This is a genomic window from Stenotrophomonas maltophilia group sp. SKK55, from assembly GCF_057179845.1.
On sequence record NZ_JBXUHP010000004.1, the window covers coordinates 1 to 19903 of the forward strand.

The 19903-nt window shown below is 67.8% G+C and carries 14 protein-coding genes; 8 read left to right on the plus strand and 6 right to left on the minus strand.

All coding sequences use genetic code 11. From position 1 onward, the window contains the following. Window positions 1–420: 420 nt before the first annotated feature. The 3 genes from AC2A1N_RS02075 to hemH form a co-directional block, all read right to left on the minus strand. Window positions 421–2526 carry a methyl-accepting chemotaxis protein gene (locus tag AC2A1N_RS02075; protein WP_242894443.1) on the minus strand — a complete coding sequence of 702 codons (2106 nt, stop codon included), beginning with the start codon at window positions 2524–2526 and terminating at the stop codon, window positions 421–423. Window positions 2527–2816: 290 nt separating this feature from the next. Continuing rightward, window positions 2817–3671: an alpha/beta fold hydrolase gene (locus AC2A1N_RS02080; protein WP_242894441.1), complete on the minus strand. Its 855-nt coding sequence runs from the start codon at window positions 3669–3671 to the stop codon at window positions 2817–2819. Further along, window positions 3668–4630: a ferrochelatase gene (hemH, locus tag AC2A1N_RS02085; RefSeq protein WP_049411985.1), complete on the minus strand. Its 963-nt coding sequence runs from the start codon at window positions 4628–4630 to the stop codon at window positions 3668–3670. The genes AC2A1N_RS02080 and hemH overlap by 4 nt, the downstream gene beginning before the upstream one ends. Before the next feature lie 165 nt (window positions 4631–4795). Between hemH and AC2A1N_RS02090 the strand changes: the two genes are divergently transcribed. The 4 genes from AC2A1N_RS02090 to tatC all read left to right on the plus strand — a co-directional run bounded on the left by AC2A1N_RS02090 (window position 4796) and on the right by tatC (window position 7212). Beyond that, complete coding sequence (locus AC2A1N_RS02090) at window positions 4796–5689, plus strand: lipid-binding SYLF domain-containing protein (RefSeq protein WP_061480672.1); 894 nt, start codon at window positions 4796–4798, stop codon at window positions 5687–5689. Window positions 5690–5764: 75 nt separating this feature from the next. Further along, window positions 5765–5992: a Sec-independent protein translocase subunit TatA gene (tatA, locus tag AC2A1N_RS02095; protein WP_005420453.1), complete on the plus strand. Its 228-nt coding sequence runs from the start codon at window positions 5765–5767 to the stop codon at window positions 5990–5992. 15 nt (window positions 5993–6007) lie between these two features. Next, window positions 6008–6466 carry a Sec-independent protein translocase protein TatB gene (gene tatB / locus AC2A1N_RS02100; protein ID WP_061480671.1) on the plus strand — a complete coding sequence of 153 codons (459 nt, stop codon included), beginning with the start codon at window positions 6008–6010 and terminating at the stop codon, window positions 6464–6466. Further along, entirely contained in the window at window positions 6463–7212 is a 750-nt protein-coding gene (tatC, locus tag AC2A1N_RS02105) for a twin-arginine translocase subunit TatC (protein WP_005420449.1), read from the plus strand. The genes tatB and tatC overlap by 4 nt, the downstream gene beginning before the upstream one ends. A gap of 85 nt (window positions 7213–7297) precedes the next feature. On the opposite strand, the gene AC2A1N_RS02110 is transcribed toward tatC, so the two are convergent. The 3 genes from AC2A1N_RS02110 to AC2A1N_RS02120 are packed head-to-tail and all read right to left on the minus strand — an operon-like array spanning window position 7298 to window position 10812. Next, entirely contained in the window at window positions 7298–8209 is a 912-nt protein-coding gene (locus tag AC2A1N_RS02110) for a BPSS1780 family membrane protein (RefSeq protein WP_061480670.1), read from the minus strand. A gap of 49 nt (window positions 8210–8258) precedes the next feature. Then, the gene (locus AC2A1N_RS02115) at window positions 8259–9005 is read right to left on the minus strand and encodes a glutamine amidotransferase (RefSeq protein WP_242893969.1); all 747 of its coding nucleotides are present in this window, start codon (window positions 9003–9005) and stop codon (window positions 8259–8261) included. Next, window positions 8977–10812 carry a GspE/PulE family protein gene (locus AC2A1N_RS02120; RefSeq protein WP_134968351.1) on the minus strand — a complete coding sequence of 612 codons (1836 nt, stop codon included), beginning with the start codon at window positions 10810–10812 and terminating at the stop codon, window positions 8977–8979. Before AC2A1N_RS02120 ends, AC2A1N_RS02115 begins: the two co-directional genes overlap by 29 nt. A gap of 83 nt (window positions 10813–10895) precedes the next feature. Here AC2A1N_RS02120 and glyQ point away from each other — a divergent pair, with 83 nt between their 5' ends. The 4 genes from glyQ (at window position 10896) to AC2A1N_RS02140 (ending at window position 19866) form a co-directional block, all read left to right on the plus strand. After that, on the plus strand, window positions 10896–11807 hold the full coding sequence (glyQ, locus tag AC2A1N_RS02125; RefSeq protein ID WP_049412007.1) for a glycine--tRNA ligase subunit alpha: 912 nt from the start codon (window positions 10896–10898) through the stop codon (window positions 11805–11807). An 87-nt stretch (window positions 11808–11894) separates the two neighbouring features. Continuing rightward, window positions 11895–13970 (plus strand): glycine--tRNA ligase subunit beta, encoded by a 2076-nt coding sequence (glyS, locus tag AC2A1N_RS02130; protein WP_242893972.1) that lies wholly within the window; start codon window positions 11895–11897, stop codon window positions 13968–13970. 245 nt (window positions 13971–14215) lie between these two features. Continuing rightward, window positions 14216–16012, plus strand: coding sequence for an autotransporter assembly complex protein TamA (locus AC2A1N_RS02135; protein ID WP_242893991.1), 1797 nt, complete (start codon window positions 14216–14218; stop codon window positions 16010–16012). Continuing rightward, window positions 16009–19866, plus strand: coding sequence for a translocation/assembly module TamB domain-containing protein (locus AC2A1N_RS02140; protein ID WP_242893975.1), 3858 nt, complete (start codon window positions 16009–16011; stop codon window positions 19864–19866). The genes AC2A1N_RS02135 and AC2A1N_RS02140 overlap by 4 nt, the downstream gene beginning before the upstream one ends. Window positions 19867–19903: the final 37 nt, after the last annotated feature.

The window sequence follows — 19903 nt, forward strand, 5'->3', positions numbered from 1 at the left end:
AGCTGCGCCGATGGTAGTGTGGCTCAAGCCATGCGAGAGTAGGTCATCGCCAGGGTTTACACCCAAAACCCCGCTGCTGACGCAGCGGGGTTTTTCTTTGTGCGCAGGAAACGTGGGTAGTGCCGACCGCTGGCCGGCAACCCGATGGCGTTACATCGCCCGGTAGATCCACGCCATGCGTGGATGCCGTCCACGAGGAAGCATTGCGCCAACCAAGGTTGGCCGCTACCAATCGATTGCCGGCCAGCGGCCGGCATTACCGGTAGATCCACGCCGTGTGTGGATGCGGCGCCAAGCAGGGCTGGCCGCTCCTCACGGCAGGTCCGGAAGCGGACTTTTCCTGACCCATCACGCAAAAGCAGGCAAAAAAACGGCGCCCTGCGGGCGCCGTCTTGACCGGGATCGCATTGCAGGCCCGGATCAGGCGGCCCGCGGGACCTCGTGCGGTTCCTGCTGGCGGAACACCGATACCGCCTCGGTAAGCGTCCCCGCCTGCGACTGCAGCTCGCGTGCGGCCGCGGTGGCTTCTTCCACCAGCGCCGCGTTCTGCTGCGTGGCCTGATCCATCTGCACCACGGTCTGGTTGATCTGCTCGATGCCGGTCGACTGCTCCTGCGAGGCCGCCGAGATCTCACGCATCAGATGGCTGACATTCTCCACGCCGCCGACAATGCCCTGCATCCGCTTGCCGGCGTCGGCCACCAGCTGGGCACCTTCGCCCACCTGCCGGCTTGCCTCATCGATCAGCTTCTTGATTTCCTGTGCAGCGGCGGCGGAGCGCTGCGCCAACACGCGCACCTCGCTGGCCACCACGGCGAAGCCACGACCCTGTTCACCGGCACGCGCGGCTTCCACCGCCGCATTGAGCGCGAGGATATTGGTCTGGAAGGCGATCCCGTCGATCACGCCGGTGATGTCGCCGATCCGCTTCGAGGCGCCTTCAATCGCCTGCATGGTGTCGACAACCCGCTGCATCGCGGTGTTGCCATCACTGGCGGCGCTCTGCGTGGACGCAGCCAGCTCACTGGCCTCGCGCGCATGCGCAGCATTCTGGCGCACGGTGGCGGTCAGCTCCTCCATCGAGGCTGCGGTTTCCTGCAGGTGCGCCGCCTGGCGCTCGCTGCGCTCGGACAGCGCACCATTGCCTGCAGCGATCTCGCTGGCGGCGGTACTGATCGAGGCTGCGCACTGCTGGATGCGGCCCACCATGCGCGCCAGCTGACCGGCGGTGGCGTTGGCATCGCGCTGGATCGCGGCGAAGGCACCGTGGTACTCACCGCGCATGCGCCGATCGAGATCGCCGTTGGCCAGCGCCGAAAGCATCTGCCGTACTTCATCGACGGTGCTGCCCAGCGTATCGAGCAGCTGGTTGATGCCACCGGTCAGGCCATCGAGGAAGCTGGCGCCTTCGGTCGCCTGCAGGCGCTGGCCCAGATCGCCGGCAGCGGCAGCAGCGACGATGCCGGCCACGGCGTTCTCAAGCGCCAGCTCCTGGGTACGGTCATGCCATTCCACGGCGAAGCCGAGGCGCATGCCCTGTGCATCGAACACCGGGGTGACCACCTGGGCGAAGTGCACCGGGCCGATCTGTACCTTGCCGTTGTGACTGGCCTGCAGGCCATTGAGGATGGCGCGGATGCGGTCCGGGTTGGCATGGAAGCGATGGATGCTGCTGCCGACCAGGCGTTCGGCATCGAAGTCAGGGAAGGCCTGGCGCAGTGTCGCCTGCTGGTTGCGCAGCAGAGCCACCACCGAGCGGTTCACATAGCGGATCACGTGATCATTGTCGGCGATCATCATCGCGGTGCGCGAGGCATCCAGCGCCTGGCGGATCTGCGCATTCTCGGCATGCACCGCCGCCTCGAGACCATGCTGGGCCTGCACGTGGCGTGCAGTGTCGGCCAGGGCGTGGGCGAGTGAACCCGGTGCATAGGCGCTGGTGTCGGCATGTGCACCAAGATCGGCACCGGTGGCAATGTCGCGTGCCAGCGCGGCAAGCCGACGCGGGCCGTGGCCAAGGGCCTCGGTCTGCTGCCGAAGGCGCAGTGCGACCTGGCCGAGGAACAAGGTCAGGCCCGCGAACATGCCGGCCTGCAGCAGCGTTGGCCACGCGGCAGCGCCCGCCTGCAGCGGTGCCAGCAGCGCGAGCGTGCCGACGCCACCGGCCAGCCACACCGGAAGGCGATCGCGGTGGCCCAGCAGCACGCCCAGCAGCAGGGCAATCGGCAACGCCGGTGACAGGCCGGCGATCGCGCACAACACGGCCAGCTGCAGCGACAACAGCAATGCCAAGCCGTTGCGGGCGACGGCCCGGCCCGCCTGCGGTCCGCCGAACCACGCGGCTGGCAGCACGGCGACGGCCACCAACGCGGCGGCCTGCAGCTGCGGACCCCGCAGGGCCAGCACCAGGCCGGCCACCGCCAGTGCCGCACTGCCGATCAGCAATCGGCGGTCAGCGCGGTGGGCGAGCTGCTGCAGATGCGGCAGGCAGGCGGTATCGGGGGGACGAGTGGATGCAGCGGACATCGACGACTCCTGGATCAGCAGACGGCTACGGCCACACGGTGGCGCACGCACGAGTGCGTGGCCAGGGCATGGACCGGGAATTCGGGGAATGCGACGCAATCAGCGTCGCGCAGACAGGGCGCCGTGACCACATCCTGTGGGTGACGGAGCAATGGAGCGGGCATGCGGACTTCCTTGCAGGACCAGACACACGCCGCAGGCCCGACCGGGCCCACGTGCTGCGGACGCAGTGGCCCGCAACCGATGTATCGGCCGCAACTGCGCAGAATGAAGTGCGCGGACGCTGCGACTCAGTCGGCGTTGTCGTTGCTGAAGAAGCGCAGGATCACCCCGGCGATGCGTGCCGGGTCTTCCATATGCAGGTGGTGGTTGCCGGGAAACACGGCCAGCCGTCCATCACGCAGGTGCTGCAGGCGATCGCTGCGCATCGGCTCGGGATAGTAGGACTGTGCCGGCGTGGCATAGATCACCTGCGTCGGGCAGGCGATGGCCTGCAGCAGGTTGTCGATCTGGCCTTCGCTGAGGCGGATCGCGGTGGGCAGCATCAGGCGCGGGTCGCTGCACCAGCGGTAGCCACCTTCGACCGGTTCCACGCCGCGCTCGACCAGCAGCCGTGCGCAGGGTTCGCTGAGCTGGTTGGTCATCATCCGCGCGCGGATCGGCGCTGCCAGATCGGGAAACACGCGCAGCTGCTTGCGTGCCAACGCCCGCGTGGCGTTCACATGCTCGCGCAGGCGATGCGCCGTTTCTTCCTCGGGACCGCGCAGGCCGCCGAGTGCTTCGATCGCCACCAGCCGATCGACACGGTCGCTGACCGAGGCGGTAAGGCTGGCAATGCCGGCACCCATTGAATGGCCGAGCAGGCTGAATCGGTCCCAGCCCAGCGCGTCGGCGACATCGAGTACGTGGCAGATCGCGGCGGCCGTGGTGTAGCTGGCACCCGCCGGCAGGTGTGCGCTGTGACCATGCCCGGGCAGGTCGATGGCCACCAGCTGCAACGGCGACAGGTGCGGCGCCAGCGGCACGAAGCTGGCGGCGTTGTCGAGCCAGCCATGCAGGGCCAACACGCGCGGGCCGTCGCCGTGGTTGCGCAAGCCGGCGACGCGTGCGCCCCCGACCTGGAATTCAAACGGTTGCAGGCTCATGCCAGCGAGGACACGGCCAGCCGTGCCAGGGCGCGTGCATGCTCCGGCTCGGCGTTGAGGCAGGGGATGTAGCGCATCGTCGCACCGCGCTCGGCCAGTGTTTCGGTGAAGCCCAGCGCAACCTCTTCCAGTGTCTCCAGGCAGTCGGTGGCGAATCCGGGGCAGACCACGTCGATCTGCTTCACGCCGGATTCGGCCAGCGCCCACAGGCTGGGCTCGGCATACGGCTGCAACCAGCGCTCGCGGCCGAAGCGCGACTGGTAACCCATCTGCCAGTCGTCCTTGTCCAGGCCCAGTGCATTGGCGATGGCCTGCGCACTGGCCTCGCAGCGCTGCGGATACGGGTCGCCCGCGTCGGCCAGGCGCTGCGGGATACCATGGAAGGAGAACATCAGTTTCTGACCGCGACCGTGCTGTTCCCAGTAGCGGCGGATCGATCCGGCTACGGCCTCGACCCAGCCGGGATCGACCGAGTAGTCGCGCACCAGGCTCACGGTCACGCCCGGGTTGCGGCGCTGCCACGCATCGACCCGGTCTTCGACCGAGGCGGTGGTGGTGGTGGAGTACTGCGGGTACAGCGGCAGCACCACGATCCGGCGCGCGCCGTCGGCGGCCAGACGGTCGAGCTCGCCCGCCAGCGCCGGTTCGCCGTAACGCATCGCATGGCGCACCGTCAGGGTCGGCAGCAGGGCCTGCATGGCCTGCGCCAGCTGGCGCGTATGCACCATCAGCGGTGAGCCGTCGGGCAGCCAGACCTGGGCGTACTTGGCCGCCGACCGGCCGCTTCGCAGCGGCAGGATCAGCCCGCGCAGCAGCGGCTGCCAGAGCAGTGCCGGAATCGCGACCACGCGCGGGTCGGACAGGAATTCGGCCAGGTAACGGCGTACGGCGGGGGCCGTCGGCGTCTCGGGCGTGCCTAGGTTGACCGCCAGCACGGCGGTATCGGGTGCGTCGAGCATGGGCGGTATTGTCGCCTATCCGGCGCCGCACCGGGATGCAGGGTTCGGATTGCAGGCATAGCGCGCATCAATGCGGGCAGGGAACGCTCATTGGGGATTCATGGCAACACCACTAATTTCAGTCACTTGCTATATCTTCCTATGGACTGACTTCTGGAGCCTGCCATGCGTCGCCCGATCCAAGCCCTGCTGATCGCCGCCAGCCTGCTGTCCAGCCAGGCCATGGCCGGACCGCAGGAAGACCAGCGCGCCCGCAACGCCGTGCGCGTGCTGGCTGAAATCCAGGAAATTCCTGAACAGGGCATTCCGGATAAATTGCTCGACGAAGGCCGCGCGGTCATCGTCATTCCCGACACGATCAAGGCCGGTCTTGTTATTGGCGGTCGTCGTGGCCACGGCCTGATGTCGGTGCGCATGCCCAATGGCGCATGGTCCAACCCGGTGTTCGTGAAGCTAACCGGTGGCAGCATCGGCTTCCAGGCCGGCGTGCAATCTTCGGATGTGGTGCTGGTGTTCCGCAACGACCGCAGCCTGGACAATCTGGTCAACGGCAAGTTCACGCTCGGCGCCGATGCCGGCGTTGCCGCCGGTCCGGTCGGCCGCAATGCCGCCGCCGCCACCGACGGCCAGCTGAAGGCCGAGATCTGGTCCTGGTCGCGTGCCCGTGGGCTGTTCGCGGGCGTCGCGCTGGATGGTGCGGTGCTGCAGATCGACGATGCCGCCAACCTTGACGCCTACGGCAGCAACACCACGCCGCGCATGATCTTCGAAGGTCGCGCCGCCGGTGCGCCGTCGATGGACGTGGTCGCCTTCCGTGATCGTCTGGAAGAGGCCACCTACGCCGCCCGCAACAACCGCAACGGCAACGGTGGCAGTGCACCGCGTCCGGCGGCGACCCCGGCGGTTGCGCCGGCGCCTGTTCAGGCAGCGCCGGCCGCCCCAACCGAAGCCACCACCGCGCCGCTGCAGAACGTGCCGCAGAACCCGCCGCCGCAGCAGCAGGGCTTCCAGCCGGTCAACGACGGCGAAATCCGCACGGAAACGCTGGGCGGAAACTGACTTTCGTCACGCGCGCCGGCTAACACCCGGTGCGCTATGCTCGACAGCCTGATCACTAACGTAACGAGCGTCTTTATGGGCAGTTTCAGCATCTGGCATTGGTTGGTCGTGCTGGCCATCGTCCTGCTGGTGTTCGGCACCAAGCGCCTGACCAGTGGCGCCAAGGACCTCGGCTCGGCGGTCAAGGAATTCAAGAAGGGCATGCGCGACGAAGACAAGCCGAACGCGCAGCTGGGCGATGAGTCGCGCAGCCAGGACGCCTCGCGCACCGCGCAGGACGAGCACGACCGTAACGCTCGCTGATCCGGAGCGGTTGCGGTGTTCGATATCGGCTTCAGCGAACTGCTGGTGATCGCGGTGGTCGCCCTGGTGGTGCTCGGTCCCGAGCGCCTGCCCAAGGCGGCCCGCTTCGCCGGCCTGTGGGTGCGCCGTGCCCGCAATCAGTGGGATTCGGTGAAACAGGAACTGGAGCGCGAACTGCAGGCCGAGGACATCAAGCGGCAGATGCAGGACGTGCGCCAAGGCATGCAGGACACCGAGAACCAGCTGCGCGCCAGCGGTGAAGCGATCCGTCGCGAAGCGCAGCAGGCGCAGCAGCAGGGCGATACGCTGGCGCAGGAGGTTCGCGCACCGGCGCCTGCGGATCTGCCGCCGCATATGAGCGCTGCGCCCGATGCCGATGCGCCGGCACAGGAGAGCGTTGCTCCCGAGCCTACGCCGGCGACACCCCCTGAAGCCGGTGCTCCGACGCCGCAGCGCACGGAGCGCCAGCCATGAGTGAACAGGATTTCGGCGAAAGCTCGCTGGTCGAACATCTGGTGGAGCTGCGCGGCCGCCTGGTGCGCGCACTGCTGGGCCTGGGCGTGGTGCTGCTGGCGCTGCTGCCATTTACCCAGAAGCTGTACAACGCGCTGGCCGAACCGCTGGTCTCGCAGCTGCCCAACGGGCAGACGATGATCGCGACCAATCCGGCCGGAGCCTTCTTCGCGCCATTGAAGCTGACCTTCTTCGTGGCCCTGTTCGTGGCGGTGCCGTGGCTGCTGTACCAGCTGTGGGCCTTCGTCGCCCCGGGGCTGTACGCGCGTGAGAAGCGCCTGGCGGTGCCGCTGCTGGTGTCTTCGGTACTGCTGTTCTACACCGGCTGTGCCTTCGCTTACTTCCTGGTGCTGCCGGCGGTGTTCCATTTCCTGACCACCTTCAGCCCGGACGTGATCGCGATCACCCCGGATGCGAATGCCTACCTGGATTTCGTGCTGGCGATCTTCTTCGCCTTCGGTGGCAGTTTCGAACTGCCGGTGGCGATGGTGATCCTGGTCCTGCTGGGCTGGGTGACGCCGCAGCAGTTCAAGGAAGGCCGTGGTTACGCGATCGTCGGCATCTTCGTGCTGGCGGCGGTGCTGACCCCGCCGGACGTGGTTTCGCAGCTGATGCTGGCGATCCCGATGTGCCTGCTCTACGAGCTGGGCATCCACGCCGCACGCTGGCTGGTGCCATCGTCGGCGGTGAAGAAACCCGCCGCCTGATGCGGTAGCGCCGGGCCATGCCCGGCGTGCCGGGTTCGATGTGATGCCACCGCCGGGCATGGCCCGGCGCTACCGGTGGGGCCGGTCAGGCGTGGAACACGTCGCTCGAGGTCGGCGTGGTCGGGACCGGCGGTGCGGCGCGGCTGCCACGGTGCACGAACATCTGCTTCCACGCGGCGTAGACCGCGCCGACATACAGCGGCATCAGCACCGTGGTCAGCACCAGCTGGGCGATGAAGGCGGCAGCCAGCGGGCCTCCGATCAGCATCGCGATCTGGATCACGATCACGAACAGGATGTAGATGCAGAACGCAGCGATCAGGCCGAGCACGGCGAACACGATCATCGCGCCGATGTTCTCGATGCAGCCCTGCAGGCTCAGGCGCAGCGCGTGCATGCCGCTCTGCTTGTCGAACACCACCAGCGCCGGCTGGGTGAACATCGCCAGCGAGAGCGCCACCGCGCTCAGGAACACCAGCAGCATCCACAGCGCGATGCGCTTGGCCGGCAGGTTGGCGACCAGCGCCGCGGCATCGTCCGGCTTGATCTGCTGGCCACTGCGGCTGATCTCTTCCATCTTGGTCATGACGTCGCTGAAGGCGGTGAAGCCTTCGCGGCCGATCATCATGAACAGCAACGCGCCCAGCAGCAGCACCGCCAGCACCTGGATCGCCAGCGGCACCAGCAGGTGGCTGACGCGGTGGTCGCGGATCGGCTGCAGCAGGTGCGAGGACAGGCCCGGGCGGCCTTCGTCGATCTCACCCACGGCGTAGAGCATGCCGCCGAACATGATCGGCGAGATGGCCAGGGTCATCAGCTGCACGGCCATGCCGGCGGCGCCGGGAATCAGCGTCGACAACAGGGTGACCACCCAGCTCACCAGCAGCCAGGCCAGGCCGATCCGGGCCAGCTGCAGCGGCGCACGCCGATACAGCGAGAACGTATCCAGCAACCACTGGGCGCCCGCCGAGGCCGGCAGCTTGCGAATCTCTTTCATGGACATCCGGGAAGGACAGGAGGGGACGGGCGGTTGCCCGTGCCGCTGATTATCCCTGTTTTGCCACCGGCTGGGCTGAAGACAGCCGCGCCTGTCGGACGAAGCGGCGCAGCAGCTGGCGGGCCAGCGGTGCGGCGCTGACTGCGCGCTCGATGCTGCGCGCGCAGCCGCCGTGGCGGCCGATGCAGTCGGCGCGGGCGCGCACGTAGCCGCGCATGTGGTGGGTGGCGAATTCGGGGTGGAACTGCACGCCCCACGCCTGGCGCCCCCAGCGGAACGCGTGGCAGCCATCCAGCGGCGAGCGTGCCAGCACCTCGGCACCGTCGGGCGCGCGCAGCACGGTCTGCAGGTGGGTGGCGTGGGCGGCAAAGTGCTGCGGCAGGCCCTGGAACAGCGGATCCTGTGCCGCCTGTGGCTGCAGCTCCAGCTCGATCGTGCCGGACTCGCGGCCGGCCGGGTTGTAGGCCACCTCACCGCCCAGCGCATGCGCCAGCAGCTGGTGGCCGTAGCAGATGCCGAACACCGGCAGGCCGGCGTGGACGGTCTGGCGCAGCCACGCCGCGCTGCGCTCGCTCCAGTCGGCGTGGTCAGTAACGAAGGCGGCCGAGCCGGTCACCAGTACGCCGGCAAAACCGTGCGGATCGGGCAGGGCGCCACCGTGTTCGACGTCGACCACCACCGTCTCATGCTCTTCCAGCCCGGCGGCGACGCGGATCCAGTGCGGAAAGCGCCCGTAGCGGCGCAGCGACGGTACCGGGCGGCCGGTTTCAAGGATCAGGAAGGGGGCTGGGTTCATCCGGGGGCGGCAGCACTGACAGGACTTCCTCGATTGTAGTCAGCCCCTGCGCCACCTTTTCAAGCCCGGCCTGGCGCAGGGTTCGCAGCCCTTCAGCGCGCGCGGCACGGGTGAAACCGGCCAGATCCATGTCGGCGCGGATCTGCCCGCGCAGCCGCGAGCCCAATGGCAGCAACTCATACAGGCCGATGCGGCCGAGGAATCCGGTGCGCCGGCACTCCAGGCAACCGACCGGACGACAGGGCGTGGCGGCATCTGGATATGCAGCCTGGCTATCAGCGAGCACCGCCCAGTCGGCTGCACCAAGGGTGTGCGGCTGCTTGCAGTGCGGGCACAGCGTGCGCACCAAGCGCTGGGCGAGGATGCCGTTGAGGGTGCTGGCCAGCAGGTAGTGCGGCACGCCCAGGTCGAGCAGGCGGGTGACCGCCGACGGTGCATCGTTGGTGTGCAGGGTGGACAGCACCAGATGGCCGGTCAGCGACGCCTGCACCGCCATCTGCGCGGTCTCCAGATCGCGGATCTCGCCGATCATGATGATGTCCGGATCCTGCCGCAGCAGGGTGCGCACGCCGCTGGCGAAGTCCAGGTCGATGTTGGCCTGCACCTGCATCTGGTTGAACTCGGGCGCGATCATCTCGATCGGGTCCTCCACCGTGCACACGTTCACGTCCGGCGTGGCCAGCCGCTTCAGCGTGGAATACAGGGTGGTGGTCTTGCCCGAGCCGGTCGGGCCGGTGACCAGCACGATGCCGTGCGGGCGCTCAACCAGTGCATTCCAGCCAGCGGCCTCCTGCGGGCTGAAACCGAGCTGGTCGATGCTCTTGAAGGCGGCATCGGGGTCGAAGATGCGCATCACGCACTTCTCGCCGAACGCGGTGGGCATGGTCGACAGGCGCATCTCGACCTCGCGGCCACCCGGCGAGCGGGTCTTGATGCGGCCGTCCTGCGGGCGCCGGCGCTCGGCCAGGTCCATTCGGCCGAGTACCTTGATGCGGCTGACCACCGCGGTCATCACCGCCGGCGGCACCTCGAACACCTTGTGCAGCACGCCGTCGATGCGGAAGCGCATGCGTCCCATCTCGCGGCGCGGTTCCAGGTGGATGTCCGAGGCGCGCTGCTCATAGGCGTACTGCAGCAGCCAGTCGACGATGTGCACGATGTGCTGGTCGTCGGCATTGACGTCGCCGGTGCGGCCCAGCTCGACCAGCTGCTCGAAGCTGGGCAGGGTGGTGTTGGCCTCGCCGCGGACGTCGCCGCGCGCGCCACGCACCGAACGGGTCACCCCGTAGAACTCCATGGTGTAGCGGTGCAGGTCGAGCGGATTGACCACCGCCAGCTCGATGCGGCGGCGGGTCAGGTGCTGCAGGTCGCGGCGCCATTCCTGCACCAGCGGCTCGCTGGTGGCCACCAGCACCCGTTCGGCATCCACTGCCAGCGGCAGGAAGCGGTGGCGACGGGCATAGGCGTGGGAGACCAGCGCGGTGACCGCAGCGACGTCGACCCGGGTCGGATCGATGCGCAGGTAGCGGCTGCCGGTGCGTTGGGCCAGCCATTCGGTCAGGCGTTCCAGGGTCAGTTCGCCGCCGTCGCGGGTGGCCAGCTTGAGGTTGGACAGCAGCACCAGCGGGTGCACTTCACTGGCATTGCGCGCGCCCTGTGCGGAAAACCGCATGCGCTCGCCCTCGTGCTCGGCAACCAGGCCGTCGGCCAGCAGCGCCGCACCGACCTGCTCGAAATGCAGGCGGCCCCACGGCAGCGGGACGCCGCCTGGCTCGCCGGGCGTGCCCACCGGCAGCCGATGTTCCATCTGCCTGCTCCTCCCGGGTACGGAATGCCCCGCAGGTCGGCCGTTATACTAGCGCACCCCCTTGCCGGCCAAGACTCGTACGCATGTCCGCGACCCCGACCGTTCCGATCACCTTCCAGGGCCTGATCCAGACCCTGAACCAGTTCTGGGCCCAGCAGGGCTGCGTGCTCATCCAGCCGCTCGACCTGGAGGTGGGCGCCGGTACCTTCCACCCGGCCACCTTCCTGCGTGCGATCGGTCCGGAAAGCTGGAACGCGGCCTATGTGCAGCCGTCGCGGCGCCCGACCGACGGCCGCTACGGCGAGAACCCGAACCGCCTGCAGCGCTACTACCAGTACCAGGTGGCGATGAAGCCGGCGCCGGACAACATCCAGCAGCTGTACCTGGATTCGCTGAAGGCACTGGGCATCGATCCGCTGGTGCACGACCTGCGCTTCGTCGAGGACAACTGGGAATCGCCGACGCTGGGCGCGTGGGGCCTGGGCTGGGAAGTCTGGCTCAACGGCATGGAAGTGACCCAGTTCACCTACTTCCAGCAGGCCGGTGGCCTGGAGTGCCGCCCGGTGCTGGGCGAGATCACCTACGGTCTCGAGCGCCTGTGCATGTACCTGCAGAACTGCGACAACGTCTATGACCTGGTCTGGACCTACGGCCCGGACGGCCAGCCGGTGACCTACGGCGACGTCTACCACCAGAACGAGGTGGAGCAGAGCACCTACAACTTCGAATACGCCGACGTGGACGAAATGTTCCACCGCTTCGATGCCTGCGAGCGTGAAGCGCAGAAGCTGGTGGAAGTGGGCCTGCCGCTGCCGGCCTACGAGCAGGTGATGAAGGCCAGCCATACCTTCAACCTGCTCGATGCGCGCCGCGCGATCAGCGTGACCGAGCGCCAGCGCTACATCCTGCGCGTGCGCGCGCTGGCCCAGGCGGTGGCCAAGGCGTATTACGAGCAGCGCGAGAAGCTGGGCTTCCCGGGCGCGAAGAAGGCCTGACCGCCTTCCTGCACCGTCCCGCTTTTCATCAACTACCCGGGGCGCCGGACGCGTTGCGCGCTGCGCCCCCACCACAGGATCGAACCGATGAGCCAATTGTCCCCCCTGCTGATCGAACTGGGCACCGAGGAGCTGCCGGTCAAGGCGCTGCCGGGCCTGGCCCAGGCGTTCTTCGACGGTGTTGTCGAAGGCCTGCGCAAGCGTGGCGTCGCGCTGGAGCTGGGCGATGCCCGCCCGCTGTCGACCCCGCGCCGGCTGGCCGTGCTGCTGCCGGGCGTCGGCCTGGAACAGCCGGAACAGCACAGCGAAGTGCTGGGCCCGTACCTGAACATCGCGCTGGACGCCGAAGGCCAGCCGACCAAGGCCCTGCAGGGCTTCGCCGCCAAGGCCGGGATCGACTGGACCGCGCTGGAGAAGACCACCGACAACAAGGGTGAGCGCTTCGTGCACCGCGCGGTGACCCCGGGCGCGAGCACCGCCAGCCTGTTGCCGGACATCCTGCGCGAGGCGATCGCGGCGATGCCGATTCCCAAGCCGATGCGCTGGGGCGATCACGCCTGGGGCTTCGCCCGCCCGGCACACTGGCTGGTGCTGCTGCACGGCGCCAATGTGGTCGAGGCCGAACTGTTCGGCCTGCAGGCCGGCCGCGCCAGCCGTGGCCATCGTTTCCACCACGACCAGGCCGTGTCGCTGGCGCAGCCGCAGGACTACGTTGAAGCGCTGCGCGCCGCGTTCGTGCTGGTCGACCCGAGCGAGCGCCGCGCGCGCATCGTCGCCGAGGTCGAGGCCGCCGCAGCCGGGGCCGGTGGCAGCGCCCGCATCACCGAAGACAACCTGGAGCAGGTGGTTAACCTGGTCGAATGGCCGTCGGCGGTGCTGTGCAGCTTCGAGCGCGCGTTCCTGGCGGTGCCGCAGGAAGCGCTGATCGAGACAATGGAGATCAACCAGAAGTTCTTCCCGGTGCTGGATGCCGCCGGCACGCTGACCGAGAAGTTCATCGGCATCGCCAACATCGAATCGAAGGACGTGGCCGAAGTGGCCAAGGGCTACGAGCGGGTGATCCGGCCGCGCTTCGCCGATGCCAAGTTCTTCTTCGACGAGGACCTGAAGCAGGGCCTGGTGTCGATGGGCGACGGCCTGAAGACGGTGACCTACCAGGCCAAGCTGGGCAGCGTGGCCGACAAGGTGGCGCGCGTGGCCGCACTGGCCGAAGTGATCGCAGCCCAGGTCGGTGCCGATCCGGCGCAGGCCAAGCGGGCTGCCGAGCTGGCCAAGAACGACCTGCAGTCGCGCATGGTCAACGAATTCCCGGAATTGCAGGGCATCGCCGGCCGCCACTACGCCGTGGCCGGTGGCGAATCGGCCGACGTGGCGCTGGCCATCGACGAGGCCTACCAGCCACGCTTCGGTGGTGACGACATCGCGCTGTCGCCGCTGGGCAAGGTGCTGGCCATCGCCGAACGCGTGGATACGCTGGCCGGTGGTTTCGCTGCAGGCCTGAAGCCGACCGGCAACAAGGACCCGTTCGCGCTGCGCCGCAACGCGCTGGGCCTGGCCCGCACGATCATCGAAAGCGGCTTCGAACTGGACCTGCGCGTGCTGATGGCCAGCGCCAATGCCGGCCTGGCCGCGCGCAACGTGCAGGCCGATGTCGGCGAGCTGTACGACTTCATCCTCGACCGCCTGAAGGGCTACTACGGCGACAAGGGCGTGCCGGCCACGCACTTCAATGCGGTGGCCGAGTTGAAGCCAGCCTCGCTGTACGACTTCGATCGCCGCCTGGATGCGATCGGCACCTTCGCCGCGCTGCCGGAGGCAGAGGCGCTGGCCGCGGCCAACAAGCGCATCCGCAACATCCTGCGCAAGGCCGAGGGCGAGATTCCGGCGCAGATCGACGCGGCACTGCTGCAGGAAGATGCCGAGCGCGCGCTGGCCGAAGCGGTGACCGCCGCCATCGATGACACCGGCGCCAGCCTGCACCAGAAGGATTATGTGGCGGTGCTGGCACGCCTGGCGCGCCTGCGTCCGCAGGTCGATGCGTTCTTCGATGGCGTGATGGTCAACGCGGAAGATCCGGCACTGCGTGGCAACCGCCTGGCGCTGCTGACGATGCTGGGCGAGCGCTTGGGCAAGGTGGCGGCGATCGAGCATCTGTCGAGCTGACGCCCGTATCGGTAGTGCCGGCCGCTGGCCGGCATTGCCCCCGATCTGTGGGTTGCCGGCCAGCGGCCGGCACTGCCGGAGCATCGCCGGCGGATGTCTATCGGGGTCATTGCCGACATCGTGGACGATGCCGGCATCCTGATTGGTCGATTGCGACAATCGACGCCTTGCGGTGTATTTTGACCGCCACTTAACAACCGATTCCCAATGACGTGATGCATTTCGCATCGTCACCTCCGGTCGGTATGCTGTGCCGCATGCAGCCAAAGAAATACGCCCTGCCGCTGATGGTCCTGTCGCTGGCCGCCACTTCCGTGGTCCATGCGCGCGGCACCATCGACAAGGTGGACATCAAGGGATTGGACAAGGGCGACGACGCCGCAATCATCGAGAACATCCAGGAATCGCTGTCGCTGTACGACACGATCGGCAAGGAGCAGGGCGAATCGCGCCTGGAGTACCTGCTGTCGCAGGCCAAGCGGCAGACCCGCCAGGCGCTGGAGCCATTCGGGTACTACAACCCGGTGATCAAGGTCGAGGCGCCGCGCGAGGATGAGCACGTGCGCGTGCTGATCCATGTCGACAAGGGCGCCCCGGTGACCGTGCGCCGCGAGCACATCGACATCACCGGCCCGGCGATGTACGACCAGTACCTGCAGGACGACCTGGCCGCCTTCAAGCCGCGCAAGGGCCAGCGCTTCGAGCACACCCAGTACGAAGCCAGCAAGATCACCATCACCCGGCGCCTGGCCGAGCGTGGCTACTTCGATGCCGACTACACCCAGCGCCAGGTGCAGATCACCCGCGCCGACAACGCCGCCGACATCGACCTGACCTGGGACAGCGGCCGCCGCTACAACATGGGCCCGGTGCGCTTCGAGCAGGATTACTTCGTCGACAAGCTGTTCGATCCACTGGTGTACTGGGACCAGGGCAGCTACTACCACGAGGGCAAGCTGGACCGGCTGCGCGAGTCGCTGACCAAGCTGGACTACTTCAGCGTGATCGACATCCAGCCGCGCCCGGACCAGGCCGATGAAAACGGCGAAGTGCCGGTGGACGTGAAGCTGACCCGGGCCAAGCGCACCATCTACACCGCAGGCCTGAGCTACGGCAGCGAGAGCGGCCCGGGTGTGCGCGGTGGCATCGAGCGGCGGTTCCTGAACAACCGCGGCCACAAGATGAACACGCAGCTGGACTATGCGCAGAAGCGCAAGAGCCTGGTCACCAGTTACCGCATTCCGGCCTTCAACTGGCTCGACGGCTGGTACACCTTCGCCGCCAGCGCGTACGACGAGCAGACCGACTACATCGATCTGCGCAACTTCAAGCTGATCGCCAGCCGCAGCGGCGAGATCAACGAGCACTGGACCGCGATCGCCTCGGTCAATGCGCTACGCGAGCGCTGGCGCTATGCCTCCGGCACCGAATTCACCGACGCCGTCTACAACACCTCGACGCTGGTGTACCCGCAGATGGTTGCCGACTACGTCAACGTCGACGACGAGATGTTCCCGCGCAAGGGCATCAGCGGCGCGGCGACGGTGCGTGCCGGCGTGGAAGGCGCCGGCTCGGATACCAGCTTCGTGCAGGCCAACGCCGTGTTGCGCTGGTACATCCCGGTGGGTGAAAGCAATCGCCTGATCCTGCGCGGCGAGGGCGGCACCACCTGGACCAGCGATCTGGTGGCGATGCCGCCGAGCCTGCGCTATTTCGCCGGTGGTGACCGCAGCATCCGCGGCTACGCCTACCGTGAGGTCGGCCCGCGTACGCCGAAGCCGGACAAGTACGCGCTGGGTGCCAAGAACCTGGTGATCGGCTCGGCCGAGTACGAGCACTACTTCAACGGTGGCCCCTGGGGTGCGGCGGTGTTCGTCGATACCGGCAGTGCCTTCGACAACACCATCGACCTGCATACCGGCGTCGGCTTCGGCGTGCGCTGGAAATCGCCGGTGGGCCCGGTGCGCATCGACGTGGCGCACGGCCTGAACAACCCGGATTCGCAGTTCCAGCTGTACCTGAACATCGGAGCGGACCTGTGAGCACGCCCGCACCGACCCCGAACACCCCGCCGCCACGCGTGCGTTTCTATCGCCGTCGCCGCTTCTGGGCATGGTCCGGCGCCGGCGTGATCGGCCTGGTGCTGCTGGCCCTGCTGGCGGTGTACTGGCTGCTGCAGACCGTGGCCGGCCGTGACGTACTGCTGGCCCAGGTGGTGGCGCGGCTGCCGGTGGGTGCCAGCTTCACCTGGGACAAGGTGGAGGGTCCGGTGGCCGGACCGCTGACCCTGTACAACGTCGACTTCCGCTATGACGACATCCATTTCCACGCCGAGCGTGCGCACCTGGAGCCGGACCTGCGCCCGCTGCTGGGCCGCAAGCTGCTGCTGGACAAGCTGGAGCTCACCAACGCGACGTTGAACCTGGCCAAGAGCGATGAGCCGTTCAAGCTGCCGTCCTGGCCCGATTCCCTGCCGCAGATCGAGATGCCGCTGGCGATCCAGGCCGATGCCATCGCCATCGATGGCTTCCGCATCAGCCAGGCCAACGAACCGGTGATCGACATCAGCCGCGTGCGTGGTGGCATCGAGATCGCCAACGGCGAGTTCCAGGCGCACAAGCTGGTGGTGGACAGTGACATGGGCAACTTCACTGCCCAAGGCCATTACATCCCGGCCAAGGACTACGACACCGACGTGACGGTGACGGCGGTGTTGCCGGCACCGCGTGGGCGCACGGCCGCTACCGTCGGCCTGGTCGCCCGCGGTGACCTGTCGCACATGGAAGTGGCGGTGGCCGGGCGTGCACCGAAGCCGCTGCACGCGATGCTGGTGTTCGATGGCCGCACCGACCCGACGTGGAATGCCAGCGTGCGCAGCGACGAGCTGGATCTGGCGCTGCTGTCGTCGGCATTGGCGAGCTCGGCGATCACACCGTTGTCGCTGGATTTCACTGCTGCTGGCAAGGGCGGCAATGCCAGCCTGCGTGGCAAGGTGAAGCAGGGCGAGCAGGAACTGGAACTGGCACCGTCCGTGGTGTCATTGCAGGACCAGGTGCTGAAGGTTTCGCCGCTGCTGCTGAAGGGTCTCGGTGGCGAAGCCCGCCTGGAGGGTACCGCCGATTTCAGCCAGGAAGACCAGCAGAAGCTCAACTTCTCGGTGGTCGCGCGTGACCTGACGTATGTACCGGCGCCTGATCCGAACACCGCCGGCAGCGCGCCGGTGCCGGTCACTCTGAAGGAAGCACGCTTCGGCCTGGCCGGTACCCTGAAGGCCTGGGCGGCGATCGGCCGCGCCGAGGTCGAACGCGAAAAGCAGAAGGCGCAGCTGCACTTCGATGTGCGTGGCAATGACCAGGCCGCGTCGATCCACCAGCTGCAGGCGCAGACGCCCGGTGGCCAGCTGCAGGTGGAAGGCCAGGTGGCCTGGGCGCCGCAGCTGGACTGGGACGCCAAGGCCACGCTGAAGGACTTCGACCCCGGCTATTTCGTGCCAGGCTGGAATGGCCGCCTGTCCGGCAACCTGGCCTCCAAGGGCCGCCAGCTGCCGCCGCCGGCCAATGCCGCACCGGGCACCGCCGGTACGCTGGAAGCCACGGTGGACCTGCCCTCGCTGAAGGGCATGCTGCGCCAGCGCAATCTCGACGCACAGGGCAAGTTCGCGCTGCAGGGCGCGCAGGGCCAGGGTGACCTGAAACTGGCGTTGGGCAGCAGCCGGGTGACCGCGTCGGGCAAGGTCGGCGACCGCCTCGACATCGATGCGCGTTTCGAGCCATTGCAGTTGAGCGACCTGCTGCCGGGCGCAGACGGTGGCCTGCGTGGCCAGGTACAGGTGAAGGGCCCGCGCGATGCGCCGGACATCACCGCCGACCTGGTCGGCAACAACCTCAACTGGGATGGCTACGGCGCCGAGAGCGTGAGCATCAAGGGCCGCCTGCCGTGGCGCGGCGACAGCGGCACGCTGGCGGTGCAGGGCCAGCAGGTCAACGCGGGCATGCTGCTGGAGCGGCTGAACATCGACGCGCAGGGCAGTGTGTCCAACCTGCGCCTGGCTGCGCAGACCCGCAACGAGATGGGTGCGATCGAGCTGCAGGGCAGCGTGCGCCAGCAGGGCACGCAGTGGCGTGGCGAGCTGGCGTCGCTGCGCATCGCACCGGTGAAGGGTGATGCCTGGGCGCTGCGTGCACCGGCGGCGTTCGCGATCAACGGCAGCACCTACACGCTGTCCGAAGCCTGCCTGGCCGCGGCCAGCAGCGGCGCGCTGTGCGCACAGGCCAACTGGCCGCGCGAAGGCCTGGTGGTGCGCAGCGACGCGCTGCCACTGGCGCTGGTGCAGCCGTGGTTGCCGCCGCAGTCCGGCCGCCGCATCTACCTTCGCGGCGATGTCAGCCTGGACGCGCACATCCGCCCGCGCGGCAACGCCTGGGAAGGCCATGTGGAAGTGCGCTCGAAGGAAGGCGGCGTGCGCCTGGGCGAGAACCGCAACACTGTGGGCGATACCACCCGCGGCGAGCTGGTGCGCTATGACCAGTTCTCGCTGAAGCTCGACATGACCCCGGCCAGCATCAAGGGCTACCTGGGCATGGGCTTCCAGGGCAATGGCTTCGTCGACGCCAAGATGCAGACCGGCTGGGAAGCCAGTGCGCCGCTGAATGGTGAGCTCTACCTCAACATGTCGCGGCTGTACTGGCTGGAGCTGTTCTCGCCGGACATCGTGCGACCGACCGGCCTGATCGAAGGCCACGTCAGCCTGCGCGGGACGCGAGGCCAGCCGTCGCTGGGTGGCGACGCACAGCTGAGCAACTTCAAGGGTGAATTCCCGGCGCTCGGCCTGACCTTCGACCAGGGCAAGGGCAGCTTCGTGGCCCAGCCCGATGGTTCGGCCAAGATCACCGCGCAGGCCAACTCCGGCCAGGGCACGCTGTACGTGGATGGTGGCCTGTCGTGGTTCGGCGATGCGCAGCCGCTGCAGCTGAAGATCCATGGCGAGAACGTGCTGCTGTCCAGCACCAGCGAACTGCGCATCGTCGCCAACCCCAACCTCGACTTCACGTTGGCCAAGGCAGCGATGGAGCTGCGTGGCACCGTGCACGTGCCCGAGGCCGACATCGACCTGGAACGCCTGGACCGCGGCACCTCGGTATCCGAAGACGTGGTGGTGCTCGACCCGGCCGATCCGGAAGAGTCGCGCACCTCGCCGCTGGACATGGACCTGACCGTCAGCCTCGGCGACAAGGTGAAGATGACCGGGTTCGGCCTGAAGGGCGCGCTGACCGGCAAGATGCAGGTCTGGGCCAAGCCCGGCCGCGAGATGACAGCCAATGGCGGCCTGGAAGTGAGCGGCCGCTACAAGGCTTACGGGCAGGACCTGACCATCACCCGCGGCAACCTCAACTGGAACTACAACGCGGTGTCCGACCCGCGCATCAACATCCGCGCCGAGCGCCGCATCGGTGATGTCACCGCCGGCATCGACGTGACCGGGCGTGCCCAGCAACCGCGTGCCGACGTGTGGTCCGATCCGGCGATGTCGCAGTCCGAGGCACTGGCCTACCTGGTGCTGGGACGCAGCCTGACCGGCGCCAGCAGCGACCAGGCGCAGCAGGTCAACGCGGCCTCGGCGGCGCTCTCGGCTGGCAGTGGCCTGCTCGCCTCGCAGCTGGGTGCCAAGCTGGGCCTGGATGATGCCGGCGTAAGCCAGTCGCGCGCGCTGGGTGGTTCGGTGATCGGCGTCGGCAAGTACATCTCACCCAAGCTTTACGTGGGTTACGGCGTGTCGCTGGTGGGCGCCGGTTCGGTGATCACGCTGAAGTACCTGCTGCGCCGCGGGTTTGATGTGGAAGTGGAATCGAGCACGGTGGAAAACCGTGGTTCGATCAACTGGCGGCGGGAGAAGTAACCCGCCGTGGCATCCCTGTAGAGCCGAGCCATGCTCG

What these genes read in the sequence shown, in the direction of transcription:
- AC2A1N_RS02110 (WP_061480670.1), bottom strand. Translation starts at nt 8,209, where the DNA reads ATGAAAGAGATTCGCAAGCTGCCGGCCTCGGCGGGCGCCCAGTGGTTG.
- tatA (WP_005420453.1), top strand. Translation starts at nt 5,765, where the DNA reads ATGGGCAGTTTCAGCATCTGGCATTGGTTGGTCGTGCTGGCCATCGTC.
- glyS (WP_242893972.1), top strand. Translation starts at nt 11,895, where the DNA reads ATGAGCCAATTGTCCCCCCTGCTGATCGAACTGGGCACCGAGGAGCTG.
- AC2A1N_RS02120 (WP_134968351.1), bottom strand. Translation starts at nt 10,812, where the DNA reads ATGGAACATCGGCTGCCGGTGGGCACGCCCGGCGAGCCAGGCGGCGTC.
- glyQ (WP_049412007.1), top strand. Translation starts at nt 10,896, where the DNA reads ATGTCCGCGACCCCGACCGTTCCGATCACCTTCCAGGGCCTGATCCAG.
- hemH (WP_049411985.1), bottom strand. Translation starts at nt 4,630, where the DNA reads ATGCTCGACGCACCCGATACCGCCGTGCTGGCGGTCAACCTAGGCACG.
- AC2A1N_RS02115 (WP_242893969.1), bottom strand. Translation starts at nt 9,005, where the DNA reads ATGAACCCAGCCCCCTTCCTGATCCTTGAAACCGGCCGCCCGGTACCG.
- AC2A1N_RS02075 (WP_242894443.1), bottom strand. Translation starts at nt 2,526, where the DNA reads ATGTCCGCTGCATCCACTCGTCCCCCCGATACCGCCTGCCTGCCGCAT.
- AC2A1N_RS02090 (WP_061480672.1), top strand. Translation starts at nt 4,796, where the DNA reads ATGCGTCGCCCGATCCAAGCCCTGCTGATCGCCGCCAGCCTGCTGTCC.
- tatC (WP_005420449.1), top strand. Translation starts at nt 6,463, where the DNA reads ATGAGTGAACAGGATTTCGGCGAAAGCTCGCTGGTCGAACATCTGGTG.
- AC2A1N_RS02080 (WP_242894441.1), bottom strand. Translation starts at nt 3,671, where the DNA reads ATGAGCCTGCAACCGTTTGAATTCCAGGTCGGGGGCGCACGCGTCGCC.
- AC2A1N_RS02135 (WP_242893991.1), top strand. Translation starts at nt 14,216, where the DNA reads ATGCTGTGCCGCATGCAGCCAAAGAAATACGCCCTGCCGCTGATGGTC.